Raw genomic sequence first — 19,410 nt, forward strand, 5'->3', positions numbered from 1 at the left:
TCCGGGGACGATGCGTGGGCTCAGTCCTCGTCGTCGGGCTTGCGGAGCCGGAACGGTTCGACATGATCGGGCAGCGGGATCACCACGTGGGCCAGCGCATCGTCCCGCGGCGGCGCCTCGGCGACCACCTCGGTCGCGGGCCGGACCTTGTCCCAGTCCTTCTGCTCGCGCGTGTGTGCGGCACCCTGGTTGAACAGCTCCTCGAAGGTCATCCCGTCAGCGTAGGACGGGACGATGCGCGTGTCACCGTGCTCGCGCATCGTCCCGGCAGGCGGTGGGGCCTCCCGCCGGTAGAATGGTCGCCCGTGGCACTCACCATCGGAATCGTCGGACTCCCGAACGTCGGCAAGTCGACCCTGTTCAACGCCCTCACCCGCGCCGAGGTGCTCGCCGCGAACTACCCGTTCGCGACCATCGAGCCCAACGTCGGCGTGGTCCCGCTGCCGGACGAGCGTCTCGGCAGGCTCGCCGAGGTCTTCGGCTCGGAGCGCGAGGTCCCCGCGACGGTGTCCTTCGTGGACATCGCGGGCATCGTCAAGGGCGCATCCGAGGGCGAGGGCCTGGGCAACGCGTTCCTCGCGAACATCCGCGAGGCGGACGCGATCTGCCAGGTCACCCGCGCGTTCGAGGACCCGGACGTGATCCACGTCGACGGCAAGGTCGACGCCGCCTCCGACATCGAGACCATCACCACCGAGCTGATCCTCGCGGACCTGCAGACCGTCGAGAAGGTCATCCCGCGCCTCGAGAAGGAGGTGCGCGCCAAGAAGGCGCCCGCCTCGCAGCTCGCGGCCGTGCAGGCCGCGAAGGAGATCCTCGAGGCCGGCCAGACGCTCAGCTTGGGCGCGCCGGTCGCGGGGCTCGACCTCGACGACATCCGTGAGCTCAACCTGCTCACCACCAAGCCCTTCATCTACGTCTTCAACCTGGACGATGCGGGCCTCGCCGACGAGGATCTGCGCGCCCAGCTCGAGGCGAGCGTCGCGCCGGCGAAGGCGATCTTCATGGACGCGAAGTTCGAGTCCGAGCTGGTCGACCTGTCCGAGGAGGAGGCCCGCGAGATGCTCGAGGCCAACGGCCAGGAGGAGTCCGGCCTGGACCAGCTCGCGCGCATCGGCTTCGACACGCTCGGCCTGCAGACGTACCTCACGGCCGGCCCCAAGGAGGCCCGCGCGTGGACCATCCACAAGGGTTGGACCGCCCCGCAGGCCGCCGGTGTCATCCACACCGACTTCGAGCGCGGCTTCATCAAGGCCGAGGTGGTCCACTTCCACGACCTCATCGACGCCGGGTCGATGGCGTCCGCGAAGGCGGCGGGCAAGGTCCGCATGGAGGGCAAGGACTACGTCATGCAGGACGGCGACGTGGTCGAGTTCAGGTTCAATGTGTAGTTCCGGTTCAGCCTTTGGCAATCGTCCTGCACGAACCTAGAGGTCGGCGCTGTGGTCTCAACCGGATTGGGGGGGATGACGCGCGCTCTGCATAGCCGTCAACGCACGAGCGGCGTCCACTGTCGCGCCGCCGATCGACAAGTACCCGCCGTCCGTGATTGCTAGGCGGGAGTGCGGCGACGCCTTCCGGCAATGCCACCCGCCCATCAGTACGGTGACGATCTAGGCGGGCGCTTTCCCGGTAGACGGGTTGCGAGATGACGGCTCAGTTCCTCGCACGAGAATGGGGATCAGCACGGACGCCGCGAGGAGGGCCGCACCGATCGGCAGCGCGACCCACACGGCAACGCTGTAGACCATAGCGATCGCCTCGTCGTACCAGTACTTGGCGTCCCAGCCGAGGCGGGAGTAGGTCTCGGCCGGAATGAAGTCCTCGACGATCTTGATGGCCAACGAACCCACGAAGACTGCGAGCGCGAGGTTGCGGTAGCGGCGAGTGCGTTGGGCAGTTCCAGGGGAGCCAGTAGCGCTGGTGATGAGCAGGGTTGCGACGAATGCTGTCGCGAGGCATGTCGCCGCCATCGAGAAGATGGTCATGAGGGTGAATGCCCACTCGACGATCCAGCGCTGGTCGGACGCTTCAAGCAACCAGAGGGTAGCCTCGTCGATCACAGCGCGCAGGAGCACGACGGACGCGAAGAGCGATACGCACGCCCACTGGTACTTCTTGATCGTGGATCGCGCCAGGACCTGGCCGCCCAATCTAGCCCCCCTTCGTCAGTTGGCCGCAACACTAATCGCACTGGTACAAGGCTCCAAAGCTACTGCCGCGGTTTGAGCTGGCTACACAATGTTCCGTCGTCTCGTGGCTCGCGTGGTTCCTGATGAGCCGGAGTCGCCCTTAGGGCCATTGCGTGGTTGGACACGCGAAGATGAGGTGACGTTGTTCGGCCACTGAACGCGGTCGAGTTCCGCTTCAACGTCTGACGTCGGCGGGCCACGTCAGAGCGCGCCCGCTCGTGTAGTCCCGCTCGACGCCGTCGAGGGGGTCCGTGAACCGCAGGCGTCGGGCGATCAGCCGCAGGGGATCGCCGTAGGCGTCCGGCGCGTCCTCCTTGACCTCGGGATAGAGCGGGTCGCCCACGAGCGGCAGCCCCGCGTCGGCCATCTGCAGGCGCAGCTGGTGCGTCTTGCCGGTGATCGGGGTGAGTCGGTAGCGGGCGTAGCCTTCCTGCACCTCGACGACCTCCACGAGTGTCTCGGCATTGGGTTCCCCGGGCACCAGGGACGCCTGGAGGCTGCCCCGTCGCTTCTCGATGCGTCCCACGAGGCGCATCGGGAAGCTGAGCGTGGCGTCGAACCGTGCCACGGCCTCGTACGTCTTGGCGACCCGGCGCGACTGGAACACCCCGGCGTAGGCGCCGCGGCAGCCGCGGCGCGTCGTGAACACGAGCACGCCGGCTGTCAGTCGATCCAGCCGATGCGCCGGGGTGAGCTCGGGCAGATCGAGCGCCACCCTCAGCTTGACGAGCGCGGTCTCGCGGACGTGCGCCCCGCGCGGGGTCGTCGCCATGAAGTGTGGTTTGTCGACCACCACGAGGTTGTCCGTCCGGTCGAGGATGCCCAACGGGAAGGGCACCGGCGTCTCCGGGGCGAGCGGACGATGGAACCATACGAACGTGTGGGACCGGTACTCCTCGTCGCCGGTCCACGGGCGCCCCTGCTGGTCCACGAACTCGCCCGCGGCGAGCCGCCGCTCGACCTCCGCACCCGCCGGCAGGCGGTCCAGGAGGAACTCCCGCATCGTCGACCATGGCGGCGCACCATCGGGACCTGGGCCGGGCGTGCGCACCCACGCGGCGTCGATGCCGTGGCGCTGCGGCAGCGGGGACGGGTGGGGTGGCACGCAGAGCATCGTACGGAGGCAGCGGCGCGCGCGCAGGCATAGACCCATTCCCTCATTTCACGCCGGGGTGGAACACGGCCGACGGTCGAGGTGCGCGAAGGCAAGGACCAGGGCATTCGCGGGGAAGCGCATCGCTGTTTCACGCTTACGTGACACCCGCGGGAGAGAAGATGGCGCGCCGGCGAAAAGAGCCGGGCGGTGGTCGGAGCGATCTCCCGCCCTGCGGGCGCCCTCGCTAGGGTGTCGCCCATGAGCGACACGGAACGAGCGATGATCGACCGTCGTGCGGCGGCGGCCCTGGGCCACGGGTGGGAGACCGGCGGAGTCTTCGACGCGACCGAGGAGGACTCGGGCCTGAGCCCCAACCGTCACGATGACAAGCGGGATTACTTCTCGATGATCTGGCCCACCGGACAGGACCTCGACGTCGCGAACGGCGGCGGCGACGTGTACGCCGTCGGCGAGGTGAACGGCCACCTCATCGAGGCCAGCGGGACGTTCGACGCCGCGCTCGCGCACCTCGTCGCCGACACCGACCGGATGCTGACGCGGACCGACAAGCGGCAGTCGCTGCTGCGGCGGCTGTTCTCGCGATGACCGCCACGCTCGTCCGCCGCGCGACCGTGGACGATGCGCCCGCCATCGCGCGCGTCCACCTGCAGTCGTGGCGCGAGACCTACCCGCCGGTGCTGCCGGCCGAGGTCCTCGACGGCCTCGACCTCGACGCGCGCACCGCGCGCTGGCAGGAGATCCTCGACGAGGGACGGTCGACCGTGCACGTCGCGGTCGCCGGGGGAGAGGTCGTCGGCTTCGCGAGCGCGGGCGACGGCCGCCAGGACGACGCGCCCGCCCCGCGCGAGCTGGAGGGGCTGTACGTTCTCGCCCGCCGGCACGGCACCGGGGACGGCGCGAGGCTCCTCGCAGCCGCGCTCGGCGACCGCCCCGCGTACCTGTGGGTGTGGCGCGACAACGCCCGTGCCCTCGCCTTCTACGGCAAGCACGGCTTCGATGCCGACGGCGCCGAGGACACGCACACGGTGAACGAGCATCCGATCCCGGCCGTGAGGATGGTGCGGCCGTGACGCGCGCCGGTAGCGTGGTCCCGTGACCGACCGGTCGACCAGCTTCGGACGAGCCGCCGCCGACTACGCGCGCGGCCGCCCCGGCTATCCGGACGATGCGGTGGCGTGGATGCTCGAGGGCGTCCAGGGGCGCGTCCTCGACCTGGGCGCCGGCACCGGCAAGCTCACCGCGGCGGTGCTCCACGCGCGACACGACGTCGTCGCCGTCGACCCCGACCCCGTCATGCTCGCGACCCTCGAGGCGCACGTGCCGCGCGCGACCGTGATGCGCGGCCGCGCCGAGGAGATCCCGCTTCCCGACGCGAGCGTGGGCGCCGTCGTGCTCGGCCAGGCGTGGCACTGGGTCGACGTCGAGGCGGCCAGCGCGGAGGTCGCCCGGGTCCTGGCACCCGGGGGTGTCCTCGGCCTCATCTGGAACATCCGCGACGAGCGCGACCCCTGGGTCGCGGCGCTGAGCCGGGTGATCGGGCACTCGACGGCGGAGCTCCTCCTCGCGGGCGGCGGCCCGCGCGTCGCGGCGCCGTTCGGCCCGCTCGAGTTCTACGAGAGCGCGTGGAGCCGCCCCTTCACCGCATCGTCCCTGCACGCGCTCGTGCGCTCGCGCAGCAACTACATCACGGGCCCCGACGCGCTCAAGAAGGACATCGACACCGCGCTCGACGCGCTCATCGCCCGCACGGCCGGACTTGCCGACGGCGGCGAGGCGACGATGCCCTACGTCACGCACGCCTTCAGGGCGCGGGTCGCGGGCTGACGCCCCCGTCGGACGATGCGCGGGCCCGCTGCCCGTCGCTCGTCCGGCCGACCAGCGCGACCAGCAGCGCCACGGTCAGCGGGATCACGAAGATCCCCACGCTCATCATCGCGAGGAAGTCCGCGGCGGCGAGCAGCCCGAACAACGTCCAGGCCGTCGGCAGCCCCCACCGACGGTCCGCGGCCATCGCGACCCCGACGAGCAGCGCGAGCGCGAGCGGCACCGCCACCGTGAGGACGCCGGAGATTCCCTCGGCCTGCGCGAGGGTGAGGTGGCGCTCGGTCTCCACGCCGTCGGAGCCGAGGCTCACCTCGGTGCCGACCGGCACCACCAGTGCGAGCACGGGCAGCAGCACGCCCCAGCCCACGGCGACCCACCAGGCGATCCGCGTCCGCGCGCTCCAGCGCTCCATGGCACACCCCCTGGTGACGACGTTACGCCTGGTGCGCGTAGCATCGCCGCATGACCCGACAGCTGATCTCCTCCGGCGGCCCCTGGGAGGAGCGCGTGGCGTACTCGCGCGCCGTGGTCCAGGGCGACTGGGCGTTCGTGTCCGGCACGACCAGCACAGCGAGCGACGACGTCGCCGCGCAGGCCGATGCGGCGCTCGCCACGATCTCCGCGGCGCTCGAGGAGGGTGGGTTCGCGATGGCGGACGTGGTGCGGGTGCGCTACCTGCTGCCGGACGCCGCGGACTTCGAGGCGTGCTGGCCGGTGCTGCGCCGCTGGTTCGGCGACGTCCGCCCGGCCGCGACGATGCAGCAGTGCACGCTGATCGACCCCGCGATGCGGATCGAGATCGAGGCGACCGCGTACCGGGGCTAGCCGGGACCTAGAAGAGCAGGCCCCAGATCGCGAGGATCGTGCCCGCGGCGACCGCGGCCACGCCGATCCAGTCCGGCGTGCGCGTGATCGACGGGCCCTCGCCGCCCGCCGCGCCGCCGGCCGCGCGCCACGCGTCCCACGCATCGTGCACGAGCGCGGCCGCGTCGCCCGACGGGGTTCCCGGCACGTCGCCGGCCCGCGCGTACTCGGCCTTGTCGATCGAGCCCGCCTCGGCCGCGCGCTCGTGGCGCTTCGACGCCGCGGCGCCCGGCGCGGGCGCCGCGAACGCGCCGACGGTGCGGCCGTCGTCGCCGACGGCCTCGAGGCTCCAGCGCGTGCCCAGGTCGCTCAGCCGCGCGAACGGCACCGTCGCGACCTGCGTGACGTTGTGCAGCTCGACGCGGTCCTCACCCGCGGCGACGTGCGGGCGCAGGAAGGCGGCCCAGCCGAAGAGCGCGAGCGCCGCGCCGAGGCCCAGCCCGCCGTGCGCGTACGCGAATCCGACATTCGCCACGTGGACGACGGCGACGACCACGCCGATCGCGATCGCCACCCAGCCCCAGAGCACGGACGAGCGGGCGCGGTAGATCTGCATGGCCCCATCGTCCCACGTCAACGGCGCACGACCCTCGGACGTCAGTCCTCGGACTGGCGCGCCCGGAAGGCCGCCTGGGCGGCCCGGTTGGTGCACGTGACCGTGCAGTACTTGCGCGAGCGGTTGCGGCTGAGGTCGAGCACCACGCCCTCGCAGTCCTCCATGGCGCAGCGCGAGAAGCGCTGCATCTCGTCGTCGCGCACCACGTCGGTCATGGCCATCGCGGTCTCGACCAGGATGCGCGCGTCGAGCGGGTGGTCGTCCGACGTCGCGTGGATGTGCCAGTCGGTGTCGCCGTGGCGCACGAGCTGGGGGACCGCGTGCTGCTCGGCGAGGATCGCGTTGATCTGGGGGACCGCATCGTCCCTGCTCGACAGGAACAGCCGGCGCAGCGGCGTGCGGATCGCGCGCACGGCCTCGAGGTCGCGCGCCTCGGGGCGCCGGCCGGTATAGCCGAAGCGGTCGAAGAAGTCGACGAGCTCGTCGAACGTGGTGAGCGTGTCGGGCTCGAGCTCGGAGTTGGACAGGAAGACGGCCGACTCGAGCGCCGCGACGGTGTCATTGGCGAACGTCATTTTGACACATTACCAAACGGCACTCTAAAGTCATGAGCCATGACCACGTTGACTCATGACGCCGCGCGCGTGAACCGCGCTCAGGGCCTCGTCCTCGCCCTGGCGTCCGCCGCCTCCTTCGGCCTGTCCGGCAGCCTCGCCCGCGGCCTCATGGATGCGGGCTGGACCGCCGGCGCGGCGACGCTCGTGCGCGTGGCGATCGCGGCCGTGGTCCTCACCGTCCCCGCGCTCATCGCGCTGCGCGGCCGCTGGCGCCTGCTCGCCCGCGCCGCGGGCACCGTGATCGCGTACGGCGCGTTCGCGGTCGCGGGCGCGCAGCTCTTCTACTTCTTCGCGGTCGGCCACCTCGACGTGGGCGTCGCGCTGCTCATCGAGTACATGTCGCCCATCGTCGTGGTCGGCTACCTGTGGGCCACCCGCGGTCACCGCCCGGGTCGGCTCACGCTCCTCGGTGCCGTGGTCGCGATGTCGGGCATGGTGCTCCTGCTCGACCTCGTCGGCGGCGGCCACGTGAGCATCGTGGGCATCGGCTGGGCGCTCGGCGCCATGATCGGCGCGTCCGTCTACTTCGTCATCTCGAGCTCGAACTCGACCGGCCTGCCGCCGGTCACGCTCGCGTGGGGCGGCCTCATGGTCGCCGCCGTGATCCTCGGCATCGCCGCCGCGACGGGCGTGCTGCCGCTCGCGTTCAGCACGGCCACCGTCCACCTGGTGCCGGGCGACCTGCCGTGGTGGGTCGCCGTCGCGCTGCTCGGCATCGTGACCTCCGCGGTCGCGTACGTCGTCGGCATCGCCGCGACCCGCCGCCTCGGCGCGCGCCTCGGCTCGTTCGTCGCGCTCACCGAGGTGCTTGCGGCGGCGCTGTTCGCGTGGCTGCTCGTCGGCCAGGCGCCCGCCGCGATCCAGATCGCGGGCGCGGTGCTGGTCCTCGCCGGCGTCGTGCTCGTCAAGCTGGGCGAGCCCGACGAACCCGCGCTGGCCGTCGTCCCCGAGCCCGCGCTGCCCGGCACGGACGTGGTCCCCGCGGACCCCGGCGCGCTGCTCGAGGCCGAGGCCGAGGTCGACGCCGTGGTCGACGCCGAGCTCGAGAGCGAGCCGACCGAGGCCCGCGCCGCCCTCTAGCCCCCCAGACCTGCCCGTGCGCACCCTCCTACGCGCCCGGGCATGACCGAGGCCGGATGCCTGATGAGCATCCGGCCTCGGCCCTCCCCCCGTCTACAGCCCGTCGATGTCGGCGCGCATCCGGGCCAGACCCTCGCGGATCGGCTCCGGCACCTTGTCGCCGTACGAGTCGAGGAACGCCTGCGCGTCGTCCGCCTCCGCGGCGAGCGCCTGCTTGTCGAGGCCGAACAGCTCAGCCCACGTCGCATCGTCCACGCCCGCGGCGGCGTGGTCGATCTCGCCCTCCGCGGGGATGAGGCCGAACGGGCTCTCCGTGCCCTCGGCGCGGCCCTCGATGCGGTCGAGCATCCAGGCCAGCGCGTGGATGTTCTCGCCGAAGCCCGGCCACAGGAAGCGGCCGTCGGCGCCCTTGCGGAACCAGTTCACCTGGAACACCGCCGGCGCGCCGCCCGCGGCGTCGGCCTTCGCGCCCACCTCGAGCCAGTGGCTCCAGTGGTCGGCCATGTGGACGCCGCAGAACGGCAGCATCGCGAACGGGTCGCGGCGCAGCTCGCCGACCGTGCCCTCCGCCGCGGCGGTGCGCTCGGACGCGAGCGTCGCGCCCATGAGCATGCCGTGCTCCCAGTCGCGGGCCTGTGCGACCAGCGGCACGTTGGTCGCGCGGCGGCCGCCGAAGATCACGGCGTCGACCACCACGCCGGCCGGGTCGTCCCAGTCGTCCGAGATCGTCGGGCACTGGGCGGCCGCGACCGTGAAGCGCGAGTTCGGGTGGGCGGCCGGGGTGGACGATGCGGGGGTCCAGTCCTGGCCGAGCCAGTCCGTGAGGTGCTCAGGCGCCTCGTCGGTCATGCCCTCCCACCACACGTCGCCGTCGTCGGTGCGCGCGACGTTCGTGAAGACTACGTCGTGCGTGAGCGTGTCCATCGCGACCGGGTTGGTGCCGCGGCCCGTGCCGGGCGCGACGCCGAAGAAGCCGGCCTCGGGGTTGATGGCGCGCAGGCGGCCGTCGGGGCCCGGTGCCAGCCACGCGATGTCGTCGCCGAGCGTCTCGACGGTCCAGCCCGGGATGGTGGGCTGCAGCATCGCGAAGTTCGTCTTGCCGCACGCGCTCGGGAAGGCAGCGGCGACGTGGAAGACGCGGCCGCGCGGGTTGGTGACCTTGAGCAGCAGCATGTGCGCCGCGAGCCAGCCCTCGTCCTGACCGATCGCGCTCGCGATGCGCAGCGCGAACGCCTTCTTGGCGAGGATCGCGTTGCCGCCGTAGGCCGAGCCGTACGACCACACCTCGCGGGTCTCGGGGAAGTGCGAGATGTACTTGGTCTTGTTGCACGGCCACGCGACGTCCTCCTGGCCGGGCGCGAGCGGGGCGCCGACCGTGTGGGCGCAGCGCACCCACTCGGTGTCGGGGCCGATCTGCGCGAGCGCGTCGGCGCCCATGCGGGTCATCGTGCCCATGCTCACCACGACGTAGGGGGAGTCCGTGACCTGCACGCCGTAGCGGGTGAGGGGGCCGCCCACGGGGCCCATCGCGAACGGCATCACGTACATCGTGCGGCCGCGCATCGCGCCGCGGAACAGGCCGTGCAGCGTCTCGCGCATCGCGGCCGGCGGGACCCAGTGGTTCGTGGGACCGGCGTCCTCCTCCTTGACGGAGCAGATGAAGGTGCGGGACTCGACGCGGGCGACGTCGTCCGGGTCGCTGCGCGCGAGGTAGCTGCCGGGCCGCAGCTCGGGGTCCAGCGCCTCGAGCGTGCCCGCGTCGACCATCTGGCGGATCAGCCGGGCGCGCTCGGGCGCCGAACCGTCGCACCACACGACCTCGTCGGGCGTCGCGTGAAGAGCGAGGCGCTCGACCCACGCGACGATGCTCGGGTCGGCCCCCTGCGGGTGGCCCGCTCCGGACGAGGTGCGCGTGTCGCGCAGCGGCTGCTCGATGATCGCCATGGCTGCTCCCTTGCGGCTGTCGATTGGTGAATTCCTCCGCGTGCTTTCGACGTTACGGGTGGTTCAGGCCCCCTGATCGCACATTCGGCCGTGAAATTTCGCGATTCTTCACGTAGCGTGAATTCCATGCCGGATCTCTCCACGCTTGGCCGCCGCGTGCGGCACTTCCGCACCGAGGCGGGGCTCACGCTCGAGCAGCTGGGGCGCGACGTCGACGTCGCGCCGAGCCAGCTGTCGCTCATCGAGAACGGCCGGCGCGAGCCGCGCCTCACGCTGCTGTCCGCGCTCGCGGAGCGGCTGGACGTCACGGTCGGCGACCTGCTCGACGCGGCACCGCCCAGCCCGCGGGCCGCGCTGGAGATCGAGCTCGAGCACGCGCAGGAGGGCGCGGCCTACCGCGAGCTGGGCCTGCCGGAGCTGCGCGCGACCCGCGGGATGCCGGACGACGTGCTGCGCACCCTCGTGGGGCTCCACCGCGAGCTCGACCGTCGCGCGCGCCAGGCGATCGCGACGCCCGAGGAGGCGCGCCGCGCCAACACGCGTCAGCGGCTGCGCATGCAGTCCCTCGACAACCACGTGCCCGCGATCGAGTCGCTCGCGTCCGAGGACGTCGCCGCGGTCGGGCACGCGGGAGGCGCGCTCACGCACCGCACCGTGAGCCTCATGGCCGCGCGGCTCGGGCTCAAGATCGTCCACGCCGACGACCTCCCGCACTCGGCGCGCTGCGTGCTCGACCTCGAGAACGGGCGCATCTACATCCCGCCCGCCTCCATCCCGGGCGGGCACGGGCTGCGCTCGCTCGCACTGCAGGCGATGGCGCACATCCGGCTCGGGCACGGCGAGCCGACGAGCTACGCCGACTTCCTGCGCCAGCGCCAGGACGCGAGCTACTACGCCGCCGCGTGCCTCATGCCGGAGGAGCCGGCCGTCGCGTTCCTCGAGCGGGCCAAGCGCGAGCGCGACATCGCGATCGAGGACTTCCGCGACGCGTTCGGCGTCACCCACGAGGCGGCGGCGCTGCGCTTCTCCAACCTCGCGACCGTGCACCTCGGGATGCGGCTGCACTTCCTGCGCGCCGCGGGCGACGGGGCCGTGGTGCGCGCGTACGAGAACGACGGGCTGCCGCTGCCGGTCGACGTCACGGGCGCGACCGAGGGGCAGATCGTGTGCCGGCACTGGAGCGCGCGGCGCGCGTTCGCGCGGTCGACCCGCACCACCGAGTACTTCCAGTACACGGACACGCCCGCGGGCACGTTCTTCGAGGCGACGCAGACCGGCGCCACCGAGGCCGAGGAGTTCTCGATCACGATCGGCGTGCCGTACTCGGATTCCAAGTGGTTCCGGGGCCGCGAGACGCAGAACCACGAGGTGTCCCGCTGCCCGGACCTCAGCTGCTGCCGACGCCCCGACGCGGACGAGGCCCTGCGCTGGGCGGGGCGGGCGTGGGCGAGCGCCCGCGTGCACGCGCACATCTTCTCCCCGCTGCCGCGCGGCACGTACCCGGGCATCGACGACCGCGAGCTGTACGCGTTCCTCGACGCCCACTCCGGCGACGACGGGGACTGAGCGGCCGGTCCAGGAGGGACGATGCGCGCTCCGCGCGTGCGCGAGGCGACCCTCCCGTAGAATGGATCGGCGGTCCATGTCGGACCGAGCACCCCTTCACATGGAAACGAGTTCCCGCATGCCCCTGCGCTCCGATCTGCGCAACGTCGCCATCGTCGCCCACGTCGACCATGGCAAGACCACCCTCGTCGACGCGATGCTCGTCCAGGGAGGCGCCTACGGCGACCACGCCCACGTCGAGGACCGCGCCATGGACTCCGGCGACCTCGAGCGCGAGAAGGGCATCACGATCCTCGCGAAGAACACCGCGATCCGCTACACCGGCGAGGCCGCCGGCCCCGAGGGCGTGACCATCAACGTGATCGACACCCCGGGCCACGCGGACTTCGGCGGCGAGGTCGAGCGCGGCCTGAGCATGGTCGACGGCGTCGTGCTGCTGGTCGACGCGTCCGAGGGCCCGCTGCCCCAGACGCGCTTCGTGCTGCGCAAGGCGCTCGCGGCGAAGCTCCCCGTGATCATCGTCGTGAACAAGGTGGACCGTCCTGACTCGCGCATCGGCGAGGTCGTCGACGAGACCCACGACCTGCTGCTCGGCCTGGCCTCGGACCTCGAGGACGAGGTCCCCGACCTCGACGTCGACGCGCTCCTCGAGGTACCCGTCGTCTACGCCTCCGCCAAGAACGGCGTCGCCTCGCTCACCCAGCCCGCCGACGGCACCCTCCCCGAGGGCGACTCCGTCGAGCCGCTGTTCAAGGTCATCATGGAGCGCATCCCCGCGCCGTCCTACGACGAGGGCGCCCCGCTGCAGGCGCACGTCACCAACCTGGACGCGTCGCCGTTCCTCGGCCGCCTCGCGCTGCTGCGCGTGTTCAACGGCGAGATCCGCAAGGGCCAGCAGGTCGCGTGGGCCCGCAAGGACGGCTCGATCAAGCCCGTCAAGATCACCGAGCTGCTCGAGACCAAGGGCCTCGACCGCGTGCCCGCCGAGTCGGCGCGGGCCGGCGACATCGTCGCCGTGGCCGGCATCGAGGACATCACCATCGGCGAGACCCTCACCGACATCGAGGACCCGCGCCCGCTGCCCCTCATCTCCGTCGACGACCCGGCCATCTCGATGACCATCGGCATCAACACGTCGCCGCTCGCCGGCCGCGTCAAGGGTGCCAAGGTCACCGCGCGCCAGGTCAAGGACCGCCTCGACAAGGAGCTCATCGGCAACGTGTCGATCAAGGTGCTCCCGACCGAGCGCCCCGACTCGTGGGAGGTCCAGGGCCGCGGCGAGCTCGCGCTGGCGATCCTCGTCGAGCAGATGCGCCGCGAGGGCTACGAGCTCACCGTCGGCAAGCCGCAGGTCGTCACCAAGGAGATCGACGGCAAGCTCAACGAGCCGATGGAGCACATGACCATCGACGTGCCCGAGGAGCACCTCGGCGCCGTCACCCAGCTCCTCGCGTCCCGCAAGGGCCGCATGGAGTCGATGTCGAACCACGGCACCGGCTGGGTGCGCATGGAGTTCATCGTCCCGGCGCGCGGCCTCATCGGCTTCCGCAGCCAGTTCCTCACCGACACGCGCGGCACCGGCATCGCGTCGTCCATCGCGCACGGCTACGAGCCGTGGGCCGGCCTCATCGAGTACCGCACCAACGGCTCGCTCGTGGCGGACCGCGCCGGCGCGGTGACCTCGAACGCGCTCATGGCGCTCCAGGACCGCGGCACCTTCTTCGTGGGCCCCACCGAGGACACCTACGAGGGCATGGTCATCGGCGAGAACTCGCGCAACGAGGACATGGACGTCAACATCACCAAGGAGAAGAAGCTCAACAACATCCGCTCGTCCACGGCGGAGGAGCTCGAGCGCCTGGCCCCGCCGCGCCGCCTCACCCTCGAGGAGTCCCTCGAGTTCGCGCGCGAGGACGAGTGCGTGGAGGTGACGCCCGAGAAGGTGCGCATCCGCAAGGTGATCCTGGACGCCACGGAGAGGGCACGCGCCGCGTCGCGCGCGAAGCGCCAGAACGCCTGACGCTCCGCCTACCATGGCAGGCATGGCTCGCATCGTCTGGTCCTCCCTCGTCATCGCGCTGATCGGCGCGATCGTGGCGCTCGTGGGCGCGGGCTCGCACCGCGCCTACGGGTGGGCCGGGGTGACGGTCTGCCTGGTGCTCGTCGGCACCGCCTCCGTGTTCTCCCGCGCGTGGCTCGGCTTCACCGGGCTCGCGATCTTCGGCACCGCGTGGGCGGTGCTGACGGTCGTGCTCGCGCAGGAGGGCCCGGGCGGGTCGCTGCTCATCCCCGCCGACGCGGTCAGCCTCACCTGGGTGTACGGGGGCGCGTTCGTGATCGGAGCGGCCGCGCTCATCCCGCGCCGGGTGCTCGGCGACACCAAGGCGGCGGTCTCGTGAGCGACCCGCGCGACGAGCGGCCCGAGGAGCAGGACGAACTCGACGAGGCTCAGGCGGAGATCGACGCGGACCTCGACGGGGACGAGGCGGACGACGCCACCGCGCAGGTGCCCGCCTTCCTGGCGGAGCCGCCGGCCGAGCCCGAGCCGGAGCCCGACGCCGAGGCGACCGCGGTGCTGCCGCCGGTCGTCGACGAGCCGGCGGACGATGCGGCGGACGGCGCGGACGCGGAGGCGACCGCCGTGATGGCGCCGGTCCCCGCGGCGGAGCCCTTGCCAGAGCCCGCGCCGGAGGAGCAGCCCGCGACCGACGAGGTCGCCGAGACGAAGGAGCCTCGCCGCGTGCACTGGGGACGTTGGGCGTTCGTGTTCATCCTCATCGCGCTCGTCGGCGGCTACTTCGCCGCCGCGGTGTACGCCTCGGGACGCATCCCGGCCGGCACCGCCGTCGAGGGCGTCGACATCGGGGGCATGACGCGCGACGAGGCGGTCGCCGCGCTGCAGCCGACGGTCAAGGAGCTCAACACCACCCCGGTGGCGATCACCACCGACGACGCCGAGGCCACGATCGTCCCCAAGGAGTCCGGCATGGCCGCCGGCGCCGGCGCGACGGTCGACCAGCTGCTGCGCTTCAGCCTCGCGCCCTTCGACATCCTCCGCTCCTTCACCGGTGCCGAGCGCGAGGCCGAGCTCGTCACCGTCGTCGACCAGGACACGCTCGCCGAGGCGATCGACGGCACCCGCGACGACCTCGAGGTCGACGGCCAGGACGCCGCGGTCGAGATCACCGGCACCGGCGCGAGCCCCGTGGCCGCGGTCGACGGCGTCGCGCTCGATGCCGAGGCGACCGCCGAGGGCCTCGGCGAGGTGTGGCCGGTCGACACCTACCCCGCCGTGGTCGAGTCCAAGCCCGCCGCGATCACCACCGACGACGCGGACGCCTTCGTCACCGAGCTCAACTCGGAGATCCTCGCGGGCGACGTGCTCATGACCGGCGAGAACGGCGACGCCACGGTCACCTCCGACCAGCTCACCCGCTTCGGCTCCGTCGAGGACGTCGACGGCGAGCTCGTGTTCCTGATCGACGGGCGGTCGCTCGCCGCGGAGCTCGAGTCCGCGGACCCGGGCCTCGTGAGCGCCCCGACGTCCGCATCGTTCCGCTTCACCAGCAGCCACCAGCTCAAGACCTCGGCCTCGAAGCCGGGGCGCGCGATCGCCCCGAAGCGGCTCGGCCCGGCGGTGGCCGCCGCCGCCCAGAGCCCCGAGCGCGAGGGCGAGCTGCCGTACAAGAACACCCAGGCCGCCGTCACGAGCGACGACCTCGGCGTCAAGGACCTCAAGAAGGTCGTCGCGTCCTTCGACACCCCGCTCACCCCCGAGCCCGTCCGCACGCAGAACCTCGTGCGCGGCGCCGAGAAGGTCACCGGTGTCGTCGTGAAGCCCGACGAGACGTTCTCGCTGCTCGACGCGCTCGCCCCCATCACCGAGGCGGGCGGCTACCAGGCGGCCCACATCATCGTCGACGGGTACCTCACCAACGGCATCGGCGGCGGCCTGTCGCAGATGGCGACCACGGTCTACAACGCGGCGTACTTCGCGGGCCTCGAGGACGTCGAGCACCGCCCCCACACGAAGTGGTTCGACCGGTACCCGGCGGGCCGCGAGGCCACGATCTTCGTCGGCTCGCTCGACCTGCGCTTCAAGAACAACACCCCGTACACGCTCGTGATGAGCTCGTACGTGACCGGGGGCCGCCTCCACGTCGACATCTGGTCCACGCCGTACTACACGGTCAAGACCTACGCGTCGGACAAGACGAACTTCGTCCAGCCCAAGTCGGTCGAGTCCGACCGCTCGACCTGCCTCGATACCCCCATGGGCAACCCGGGCTTCACCATCACGAACCGCCGCGAGGTGTACCTCAAGGGCGACCTCGTCGACGAGTCCTCGTACACCTGGACGTACCAGCCCGACAACGGCGTCACCTGCACCAAGTAGCGGGGACGATGCGCCGGTAGCGGGTCCCTCGGGGACCTGGCGGGAGGGCCCGTGCCCGGCGGTATGATGAGCGCGACCCCCCGTAGAGCCGAGGTTGAGGAGACGCAGTGACCTACGTCATCGCCCTGCCGTGTGTCGACGTCAAGGACAAGGCGTGCATCGACGAGTGTCCCGTCGACTGCATCTACGAGGGTGAGCGCATGCTCTACATCCACCCCGACGAGTGCGTCGACTGCGGCGCCTGCGAGCCGGTCTGCCCGGTCGAGGCGATCTACTACGAGGACGACGTCCCGGACAAGTGGGCCGAGTACTACAACGCCAACGTCGAGTTCTTCTCGGAGATCGGGTCGCCCGGCGGCGCCGCGAAGATGGGTCTGATCGAGCACGACCACGACCTCATCAAGTCGCTCGCCCCGCAGAACGGCTGACGCGGGCATGGGCCTCCGCCCTCGCTCGCTGCCCGATTTCCCGTGGGACTCCCTCGCGCCCTACAAGGCGCGGGCCGCGGCACACCCTGACGGGCTCGTCGACCTCTCGGTCGGCACGCCCGTCGACCCCACGCCGGCGGTCGTCCGCGAGGCGCTCGCGGCGGCCGCCGACGCGCCCGGCTACCCGACCACACACGGGACGGCCGCGCTGCGCGAGGCCGTCGCGGACTGGTTCGCGCGTCGGCGCGGGGCACCCGGCGTGGACCCGATGGCGGTGCTTCCCACCGTGGGGTCGAAGGAGCTCGTGGCGACCCTGCCCGCGTACCTGGGGCTGGGGGAGGGCGACGTCGTCGTCCATCCGAGCGCCGCGTACCCCACGTACGACGTCGGCGCACGGCTCGCCGGCGCGACCCCGCTCGCGGCGGACGACGTCGACGCGTGGCGCGGCAACCCCGCCGTGCGGCTGGTGTGGGTGAACTCGCCGTCGAACCCGACCGGCGCGGTCGCGTCGGCGGCCCACCTGGCCGAGGTCGTCGCCGCCGCGCGCGAGATCGGCGCGCTGGTCGCGTCCGACGAGTGCTACGCCGAGCTGTCCTGGACCGGCGCGCCCGTGCCGTCGATCCTCGACCCCGAGGTGTGCGGCGGCTCCCACGAGGGCGTGCTCGCCGTGTACTCGCTGTCCAAGCAGTCCAACCTCGCCGGGTACCGGGCGGCGTTCGTCGCGGGCGACCCCGCGGTGATCGCGCCGCTGCTCGAGTTGCGCAAGCACGCCGGGCTGATCGTGCCGGCGCCCGTGCAGGCCGCGATGGTGGCGGCGCTGCGGGACGACGCCCACGTGGCCGAGCAGAAGGAGCGCTACCGCGCGCGACGCGCCGCGCTGCTGCCCGCGGTCGAGGCGGCCGGATTCCGTGTCGAGCATTCCGAGGCCGGCCTCTACCTCTGGGCCACCCGCGACGAGGACTGCTGGGCGACCCTTGATTACCTCGCAGAACGGGGCATACTGGCGGCTCCGGGTGCGTTCTACGGCGAGGCGGCGCGTCGACATGTGCGCATCGCCCTCACCGCGAGCGATTCGGGAGTCTCTGCGGCATCTAGTAGGCTCGCAAAACGCGAGTAAACCGGCGCTCAAATCTTGGGCGACGGCTCATGGGTTTCGAAGGGGAGAACATGGCGCAAGTGGCGGACGCAAGGCTGACGGTCGACGGCACGACCAGGGAGCTTCCCCTGGAGCGGTCGACCATCGGCAACGACGGCATGTCCGTCGCCACGCTCATGCGCGACACCGGCCTCGTCACCGTCGACCCGGGCTTCATGAACACCGCCTCGTGCGAGAGCTCGATCACCTACATCGACGGCGACAAGGGCATCCTGCGCTACCGGGGCTACCCGATCGAGCAGCTGGCCGAGCAGTCGACGTTCCTCGAGGTCGCCTACCTCCTCATCCACGGCGAGCTGCCCACCACGGACCAGCTCACCGCGCTCAACAACCGCGTCTCGCGCCACATGCACGTCCACGAGGGCATCAAGGCGTTCCTCGGGGCCTTCCCGCGCGACGCCCACCCCATGGCGGTGCTGTCGGGCGCGCTGAGCGCGCTCAGCACGTTCTACCCCGAGTCGGTGGGCCGCGATCCCGAGCAGATCGAGCTCGCGACCGTCCTCATGCTCGCGAAGTCCGCCACCGTGATCGCGTACCTGCAGCGTCGCGCCGGCGGCGGCGACCTCATCGAGCCCCGCCGCGGCGGCCACTACGTCGACGAGTTCATGCGCATCGCCTTCTCCCCGGAGTCCGGCGAGATCGACATCGACCCGCTCGTGCGCCGCGCCGTCGACGTGCTGCTCATCCTGCACGCGGACCACGAGCAGAACTGCTCGACCTCGACCGTGCGCATCGTCGGCTCGTCCCACGCGAACATCTACGCGTCGGTCGCGGCGGGCGTGGGCGCGCTGTCCGGACCGCTCCACGGCGGCGCCAACGAGGCCGCGCTGCGCATGTTCGACCAGATCAAGGAGTCGGGCGACACCATCGAGCAGTTCGTGGCGAAGGTCAAGGACAAGGCCGAGGGCGCGCGCCTCATGGGCTTCGGCCACCGCGTCTACAAGTCCTACGACCCGCGCGGCGCCGTGGTGAAGAAGCTCGCGGACGAGCTCCTCACGCAGCTCGGCGGCAGCGACGAGACGTTCGAGATGGCGCAGCGCCTCGAGGAGATCGCGCTGTCCGACGAGTACTTCATCGAGCGCAAGCTCTACCCGAACGTCGACTTCTACACGGGCCTGCTGTACTCGGCGATGGGCTTCCCCACGCCGATGTTCACGCCGCTGTTCGCGCTCGGCCGGATGCCGGGCTGGATCGCCCACTACCGCGAGATGCTCGCGGACCCGCGCACCAAGATCGGCCGCCCGCGCCAGATCTACACCGGCGAGATCGAGCGCGACTACGTCCCGCTGGAGCTGCGCGCCGACGCGTGAGAGGCTGAACGGAGGGCCGACCGGCCCGGCGGGGTGCCCCGGACCCGCTCGACGATGCAAGGGGGCACGTCATGACGACCGATGACGATGCGCTGCGACGCGAGGCCAAGCGACGCGTCGAAGCGCGCAACGGCTTCTACTGGTTCCTGGTCGTGTGCCTGGTGCTGTGGACCATGTTCACGCTCATCTGGTGGATGAACGGGGGCGGCTACTTCTGGCCCGCCTGGCCGATCCTCGGGATGGGCATCGGTCTCGCCTTCTCGGCGGCCGCGGCGTTCCTGCCGGGAGCGGGGAAGCCGAGCCAGGACCGTATCGAGCGTGAGTACCGCAAGCTCAAGGACCAGACCGAGGGCCGCTAGG

At 71.6% G+C, this 19,410-nt stretch carries 21 protein-coding genes; 14 read left to right on the top strand and 7 right to left on the bottom strand.

The features are described from left to right. Positions 1-20 precede the first annotated feature (20 nt). Positions 21-212 carry a hypothetical protein gene (locus AOM02_RS03390; protein ID WP_156156061.1) on the bottom strand — a complete coding sequence of 64 codons (192 nt, stop codon included), beginning with the start codon at positions 210-212 and terminating at the stop codon, positions 21-23. Between the two features lie 93 nt (positions 213-305). Between AOM02_RS03390 and ychF the strand changes: the two genes are divergently transcribed. Continuing rightward, complete coding sequence (ychF, locus tag AOM02_RS03395; protein ID WP_062296655.1) at positions 306-1,391, top strand: redox-regulated ATPase YchF; 1,086 nt, start codon at positions 306-308, stop codon at positions 1,389-1,391. A 222-nt stretch (positions 1,392-1,613) separates the two neighbouring features. Here the strand turns inward: ychF and AOM02_RS03400 are convergent, their stop codons facing one another. Together AOM02_RS03400 and AOM02_RS03405 are read right to left on the bottom strand one after the other, a co-directional pair. Next, positions 1,614-2,153, bottom strand: coding sequence for a hypothetical protein (locus AOM02_RS03400; protein ID WP_062296657.1), 540 nt, complete (start codon positions 2,151-2,153; stop codon positions 1,614-1,616). Positions 2,154-2,367: 214 nt separating this feature from the next. After that, positions 2,368-3,297 carry a pseudouridine synthase gene (locus AOM02_RS03405; protein ID WP_228373762.1) on the bottom strand — a complete coding sequence of 310 codons (930 nt, stop codon included), beginning with the start codon at positions 3,295-3,297 and terminating at the stop codon, positions 2,368-2,370. A gap of 249 nt (positions 3,298-3,546) precedes the next feature. Between AOM02_RS03405 and AOM02_RS03410 the strand changes: the two genes are divergently transcribed. From AOM02_RS03410 to AOM02_RS03420, 3 genes are read left to right on the top strand one after another with little or no spacing between them, the layout of a single operon-like run. Further along, entirely contained in the window at positions 3,547-3,894 is a 348-nt protein-coding gene (locus AOM02_RS03410) for a hypothetical protein (RefSeq protein ID WP_156156062.1), read from the top strand. Continuing rightward, positions 3,891-4,379 carry a GNAT family N-acetyltransferase gene (locus AOM02_RS03415; RefSeq protein WP_062296661.1) on the top strand — a complete coding sequence of 163 codons (489 nt, stop codon included), beginning with the start codon at positions 3,891-3,893 and terminating at the stop codon, positions 4,377-4,379. Before AOM02_RS03410 ends, AOM02_RS03415 begins: the two co-directional genes overlap by 4 nt. 22 nt (positions 4,380-4,401) lie before the next feature. Next, entirely contained in the window at positions 4,402-5,133 is a 732-nt protein-coding gene (locus tag AOM02_RS03420) for a class I SAM-dependent methyltransferase (RefSeq protein WP_062296663.1), read from the top strand. Here the strand turns inward: AOM02_RS03420 and AOM02_RS03425 are convergent. Further along, a complete protein-coding gene (locus AOM02_RS03425) occupies positions 5,111-5,545 on the bottom strand; it encodes a hypothetical protein (protein ID WP_062296665.1) in 435 nt (144 codons plus the stop codon). The two genes, AOM02_RS03420 and AOM02_RS03425, sit on opposite strands and share 23 nt — an antisense overlap. 50 nt (positions 5,546-5,595) lie before the next feature. On the opposite strand from AOM02_RS03425, the gene AOM02_RS03430 reads away from it, so the two are divergent. Next, positions 5,596-5,958, top strand: coding sequence for a RidA family protein (locus AOM02_RS03430; protein ID WP_062296667.1), 363 nt, complete (start codon positions 5,596-5,598; stop codon positions 5,956-5,958). 7 nt (positions 5,959-5,965) lie between these two features. Here AOM02_RS03430 and AOM02_RS03435 read toward each other — a convergent pair whose 3' ends face one another. After that, complete coding sequence (locus AOM02_RS03435) at positions 5,966-6,553, bottom strand: hypothetical protein (RefSeq protein ID WP_062296669.1); 588 nt, start codon at positions 6,551-6,553, stop codon at positions 5,966-5,968. Positions 6,554-6,594: 41 nt separating this feature from the next. Further along, positions 6,595-7,128, bottom strand: coding sequence for a CGNR zinc finger domain-containing protein (locus AOM02_RS03440; RefSeq protein WP_062296671.1), 534 nt, complete (start codon positions 7,126-7,128; stop codon positions 6,595-6,597). 39 nt (positions 7,129-7,167) lie between these two features. Here AOM02_RS03440 and AOM02_RS03445 point away from each other — a divergent pair, with 39 nt between their 5' ends. Continuing rightward, on the top strand, positions 7,168-8,250 hold the full coding sequence (locus AOM02_RS03445) for an EamA family transporter (protein WP_082104849.1): 1,083 nt from the start codon (positions 7,168-7,170) through the stop codon (positions 8,248-8,250). A 93-nt stretch (positions 8,251-8,343) separates the two neighbouring features. On the opposite strand, the gene AOM02_RS03450 is transcribed toward AOM02_RS03445, so the two are convergent. Beyond that, complete coding sequence (locus AOM02_RS03450) at positions 8,344-10,194, bottom strand: phosphoenolpyruvate carboxykinase (GTP) (protein ID WP_062296674.1); 1,851 nt, start codon at positions 10,192-10,194, stop codon at positions 8,344-8,346. A 126-nt stretch (positions 10,195-10,320) separates the two neighbouring features. Here AOM02_RS03450 and AOM02_RS03455 point away from each other — a divergent pair, with 126 nt between their 5' ends. From AOM02_RS03455 to AOM02_RS03490, 8 genes are all read left to right on the top strand, one after another. After that, on the top strand, positions 10,321-11,760 hold the full coding sequence (locus AOM02_RS03455) for a helix-turn-helix domain-containing protein (RefSeq protein ID WP_062296676.1): 1,440 nt from the start codon (positions 10,321-10,323) through the stop codon (positions 11,758-11,760). 118 nt (positions 11,761-11,878) lie between these two features. After that, positions 11,879-13,780, top strand: a complete 1,902-nt coding sequence (typA, locus tag AOM02_RS03460) for a translational GTPase TypA (protein ID WP_062296678.1) — start codon at positions 11,879-11,881, stop codon at positions 13,778-13,780. A gap of 22 nt (positions 13,781-13,802) precedes the next feature. Next, positions 13,803-14,159 (top strand): hypothetical protein, encoded by a 357-nt coding sequence (locus AOM02_RS03465; protein ID WP_062296681.1) that lies wholly within the window; start codon positions 13,803-13,805, stop codon positions 14,157-14,159. Further along, complete coding sequence (locus AOM02_RS03470) at positions 14,156-16,156, top strand: VanW family protein (RefSeq protein ID WP_062296684.1); 2,001 nt, start codon at positions 14,156-14,158, stop codon at positions 16,154-16,156. The genes AOM02_RS03465 and AOM02_RS03470 overlap by 4 nt, the downstream gene beginning before the upstream one ends. A gap of 107 nt (positions 16,157-16,263) precedes the next feature. Continuing rightward, entirely contained in the window at positions 16,264-16,584 is a 321-nt protein-coding gene (fdxA, locus tag AOM02_RS03475; protein ID WP_042215085.1) for a ferredoxin, read from the top strand. A 7-nt stretch (positions 16,585-16,591) separates the two neighbouring features. Continuing rightward, positions 16,592-17,701, top strand: coding sequence for a succinyldiaminopimelate transaminase (gene dapC / locus AOM02_RS03480; RefSeq protein WP_062296686.1), 1,110 nt, complete (start codon positions 16,592-16,594; stop codon positions 17,699-17,701). A 50-nt stretch (positions 17,702-17,751) separates the two neighbouring features. Further along, entirely contained in the window at positions 17,752-19,050 is a 1,299-nt protein-coding gene (locus tag AOM02_RS03485; RefSeq protein WP_062296688.1) for a citrate synthase, read from the top strand. A gap of 71 nt (positions 19,051-19,121) precedes the next feature. Further along, entirely contained in the window at positions 19,122-19,409 is a 288-nt protein-coding gene (locus AOM02_RS03490; protein ID WP_062296690.1) for a 2TM domain-containing protein, read from the top strand. Position 19,410: the final 1 nt, after the last annotated feature.

This window comes from Demequina maris (assembly GCF_000971155.1).
In the GTDB taxonomy this organism is placed as follows: domain Bacteria; phylum Actinomycetota; class Actinomycetes; order Actinomycetales; family Demequinaceae; genus Demequina; species Demequina maris.

What these genes read in the sequence shown, in the direction of transcription:
- typA (WP_062296678.1), top strand. Translation starts at nt 11,879, where the DNA reads ATGCCCCTGCGCTCCGATCTGCGCAACGTCGCCATCGTCGCCCACGTC.
- AOM02_RS03485 (WP_062296688.1), top strand. Translation starts at nt 17,752, where the DNA reads ATGGCGCAAGTGGCGGACGCAAGGCTGACGGTCGACGGCACGACCAGG.
- dapC (WP_062296686.1), top strand. Translation starts at nt 16,592, where the DNA reads ATGGGCCTCCGCCCTCGCTCGCTGCCCGATTTCCCGTGGGACTCCCTC.
- AOM02_RS03415 (WP_062296661.1), top strand. Translation starts at nt 3,891, where the DNA reads ATGACCGCCACGCTCGTCCGCCGCGCGACCGTGGACGATGCGCCCGCC.
- AOM02_RS03455 (WP_062296676.1), top strand. Translation starts at nt 10,321, where the DNA reads ATGCCGGATCTCTCCACGCTTGGCCGCCGCGTGCGGCACTTCCGCACC.
- AOM02_RS03465 (WP_062296681.1), top strand. Translation starts at nt 13,803, where the DNA reads ATGGCTCGCATCGTCTGGTCCTCCCTCGTCATCGCGCTGATCGGCGCG.
- AOM02_RS03390 (WP_156156061.1), bottom strand. Translation starts at nt 212, where the DNA reads ATGACCTTCGAGGAGCTGTTCAACCAGGGTGCCGCACACACGCGCGAG.
- AOM02_RS03410 (WP_156156062.1), top strand. Translation starts at nt 3,547, where the DNA reads ATGAGCGACACGGAACGAGCGATGATCGACCGTCGTGCGGCGGCGGCC.
- AOM02_RS03435 (WP_062296669.1), bottom strand. Translation starts at nt 6,553, where the DNA reads ATGCAGATCTACCGCGCCCGCTCGTCCGTGCTCTGGGGCTGGGTGGCG.
- AOM02_RS03490 (WP_062296690.1), top strand. Translation starts at nt 19,122, where the DNA reads ATGACGACCGATGACGATGCGCTGCGACGCGAGGCCAAGCGACGCGTC.
- AOM02_RS03450 (WP_062296674.1), bottom strand. Translation starts at nt 10,194, where the DNA reads ATGGCGATCATCGAGCAGCCGCTGCGCGACACGCGCACCTCGTCCGGA.
- AOM02_RS03445 (WP_082104849.1), top strand. Translation starts at nt 7,168, where the DNA reads ATGACCACGTTGACTCATGACGCCGCGCGCGTGAACCGCGCTCAGGGC.
- AOM02_RS03440 (WP_062296671.1), bottom strand. Translation starts at nt 7,128, where the DNA reads ATGACGTTCGCCAATGACACCGTCGCGGCGCTCGAGTCGGCCGTCTTC.
- AOM02_RS03425 (WP_062296665.1), bottom strand. Translation starts at nt 5,545, where the DNA reads ATGGAGCGCTGGAGCGCGCGGACGCGGATCGCCTGGTGGGTCGCCGTG.
- AOM02_RS03430 (WP_062296667.1), top strand. Translation starts at nt 5,596, where the DNA reads ATGACCCGACAGCTGATCTCCTCCGGCGGCCCCTGGGAGGAGCGCGTG.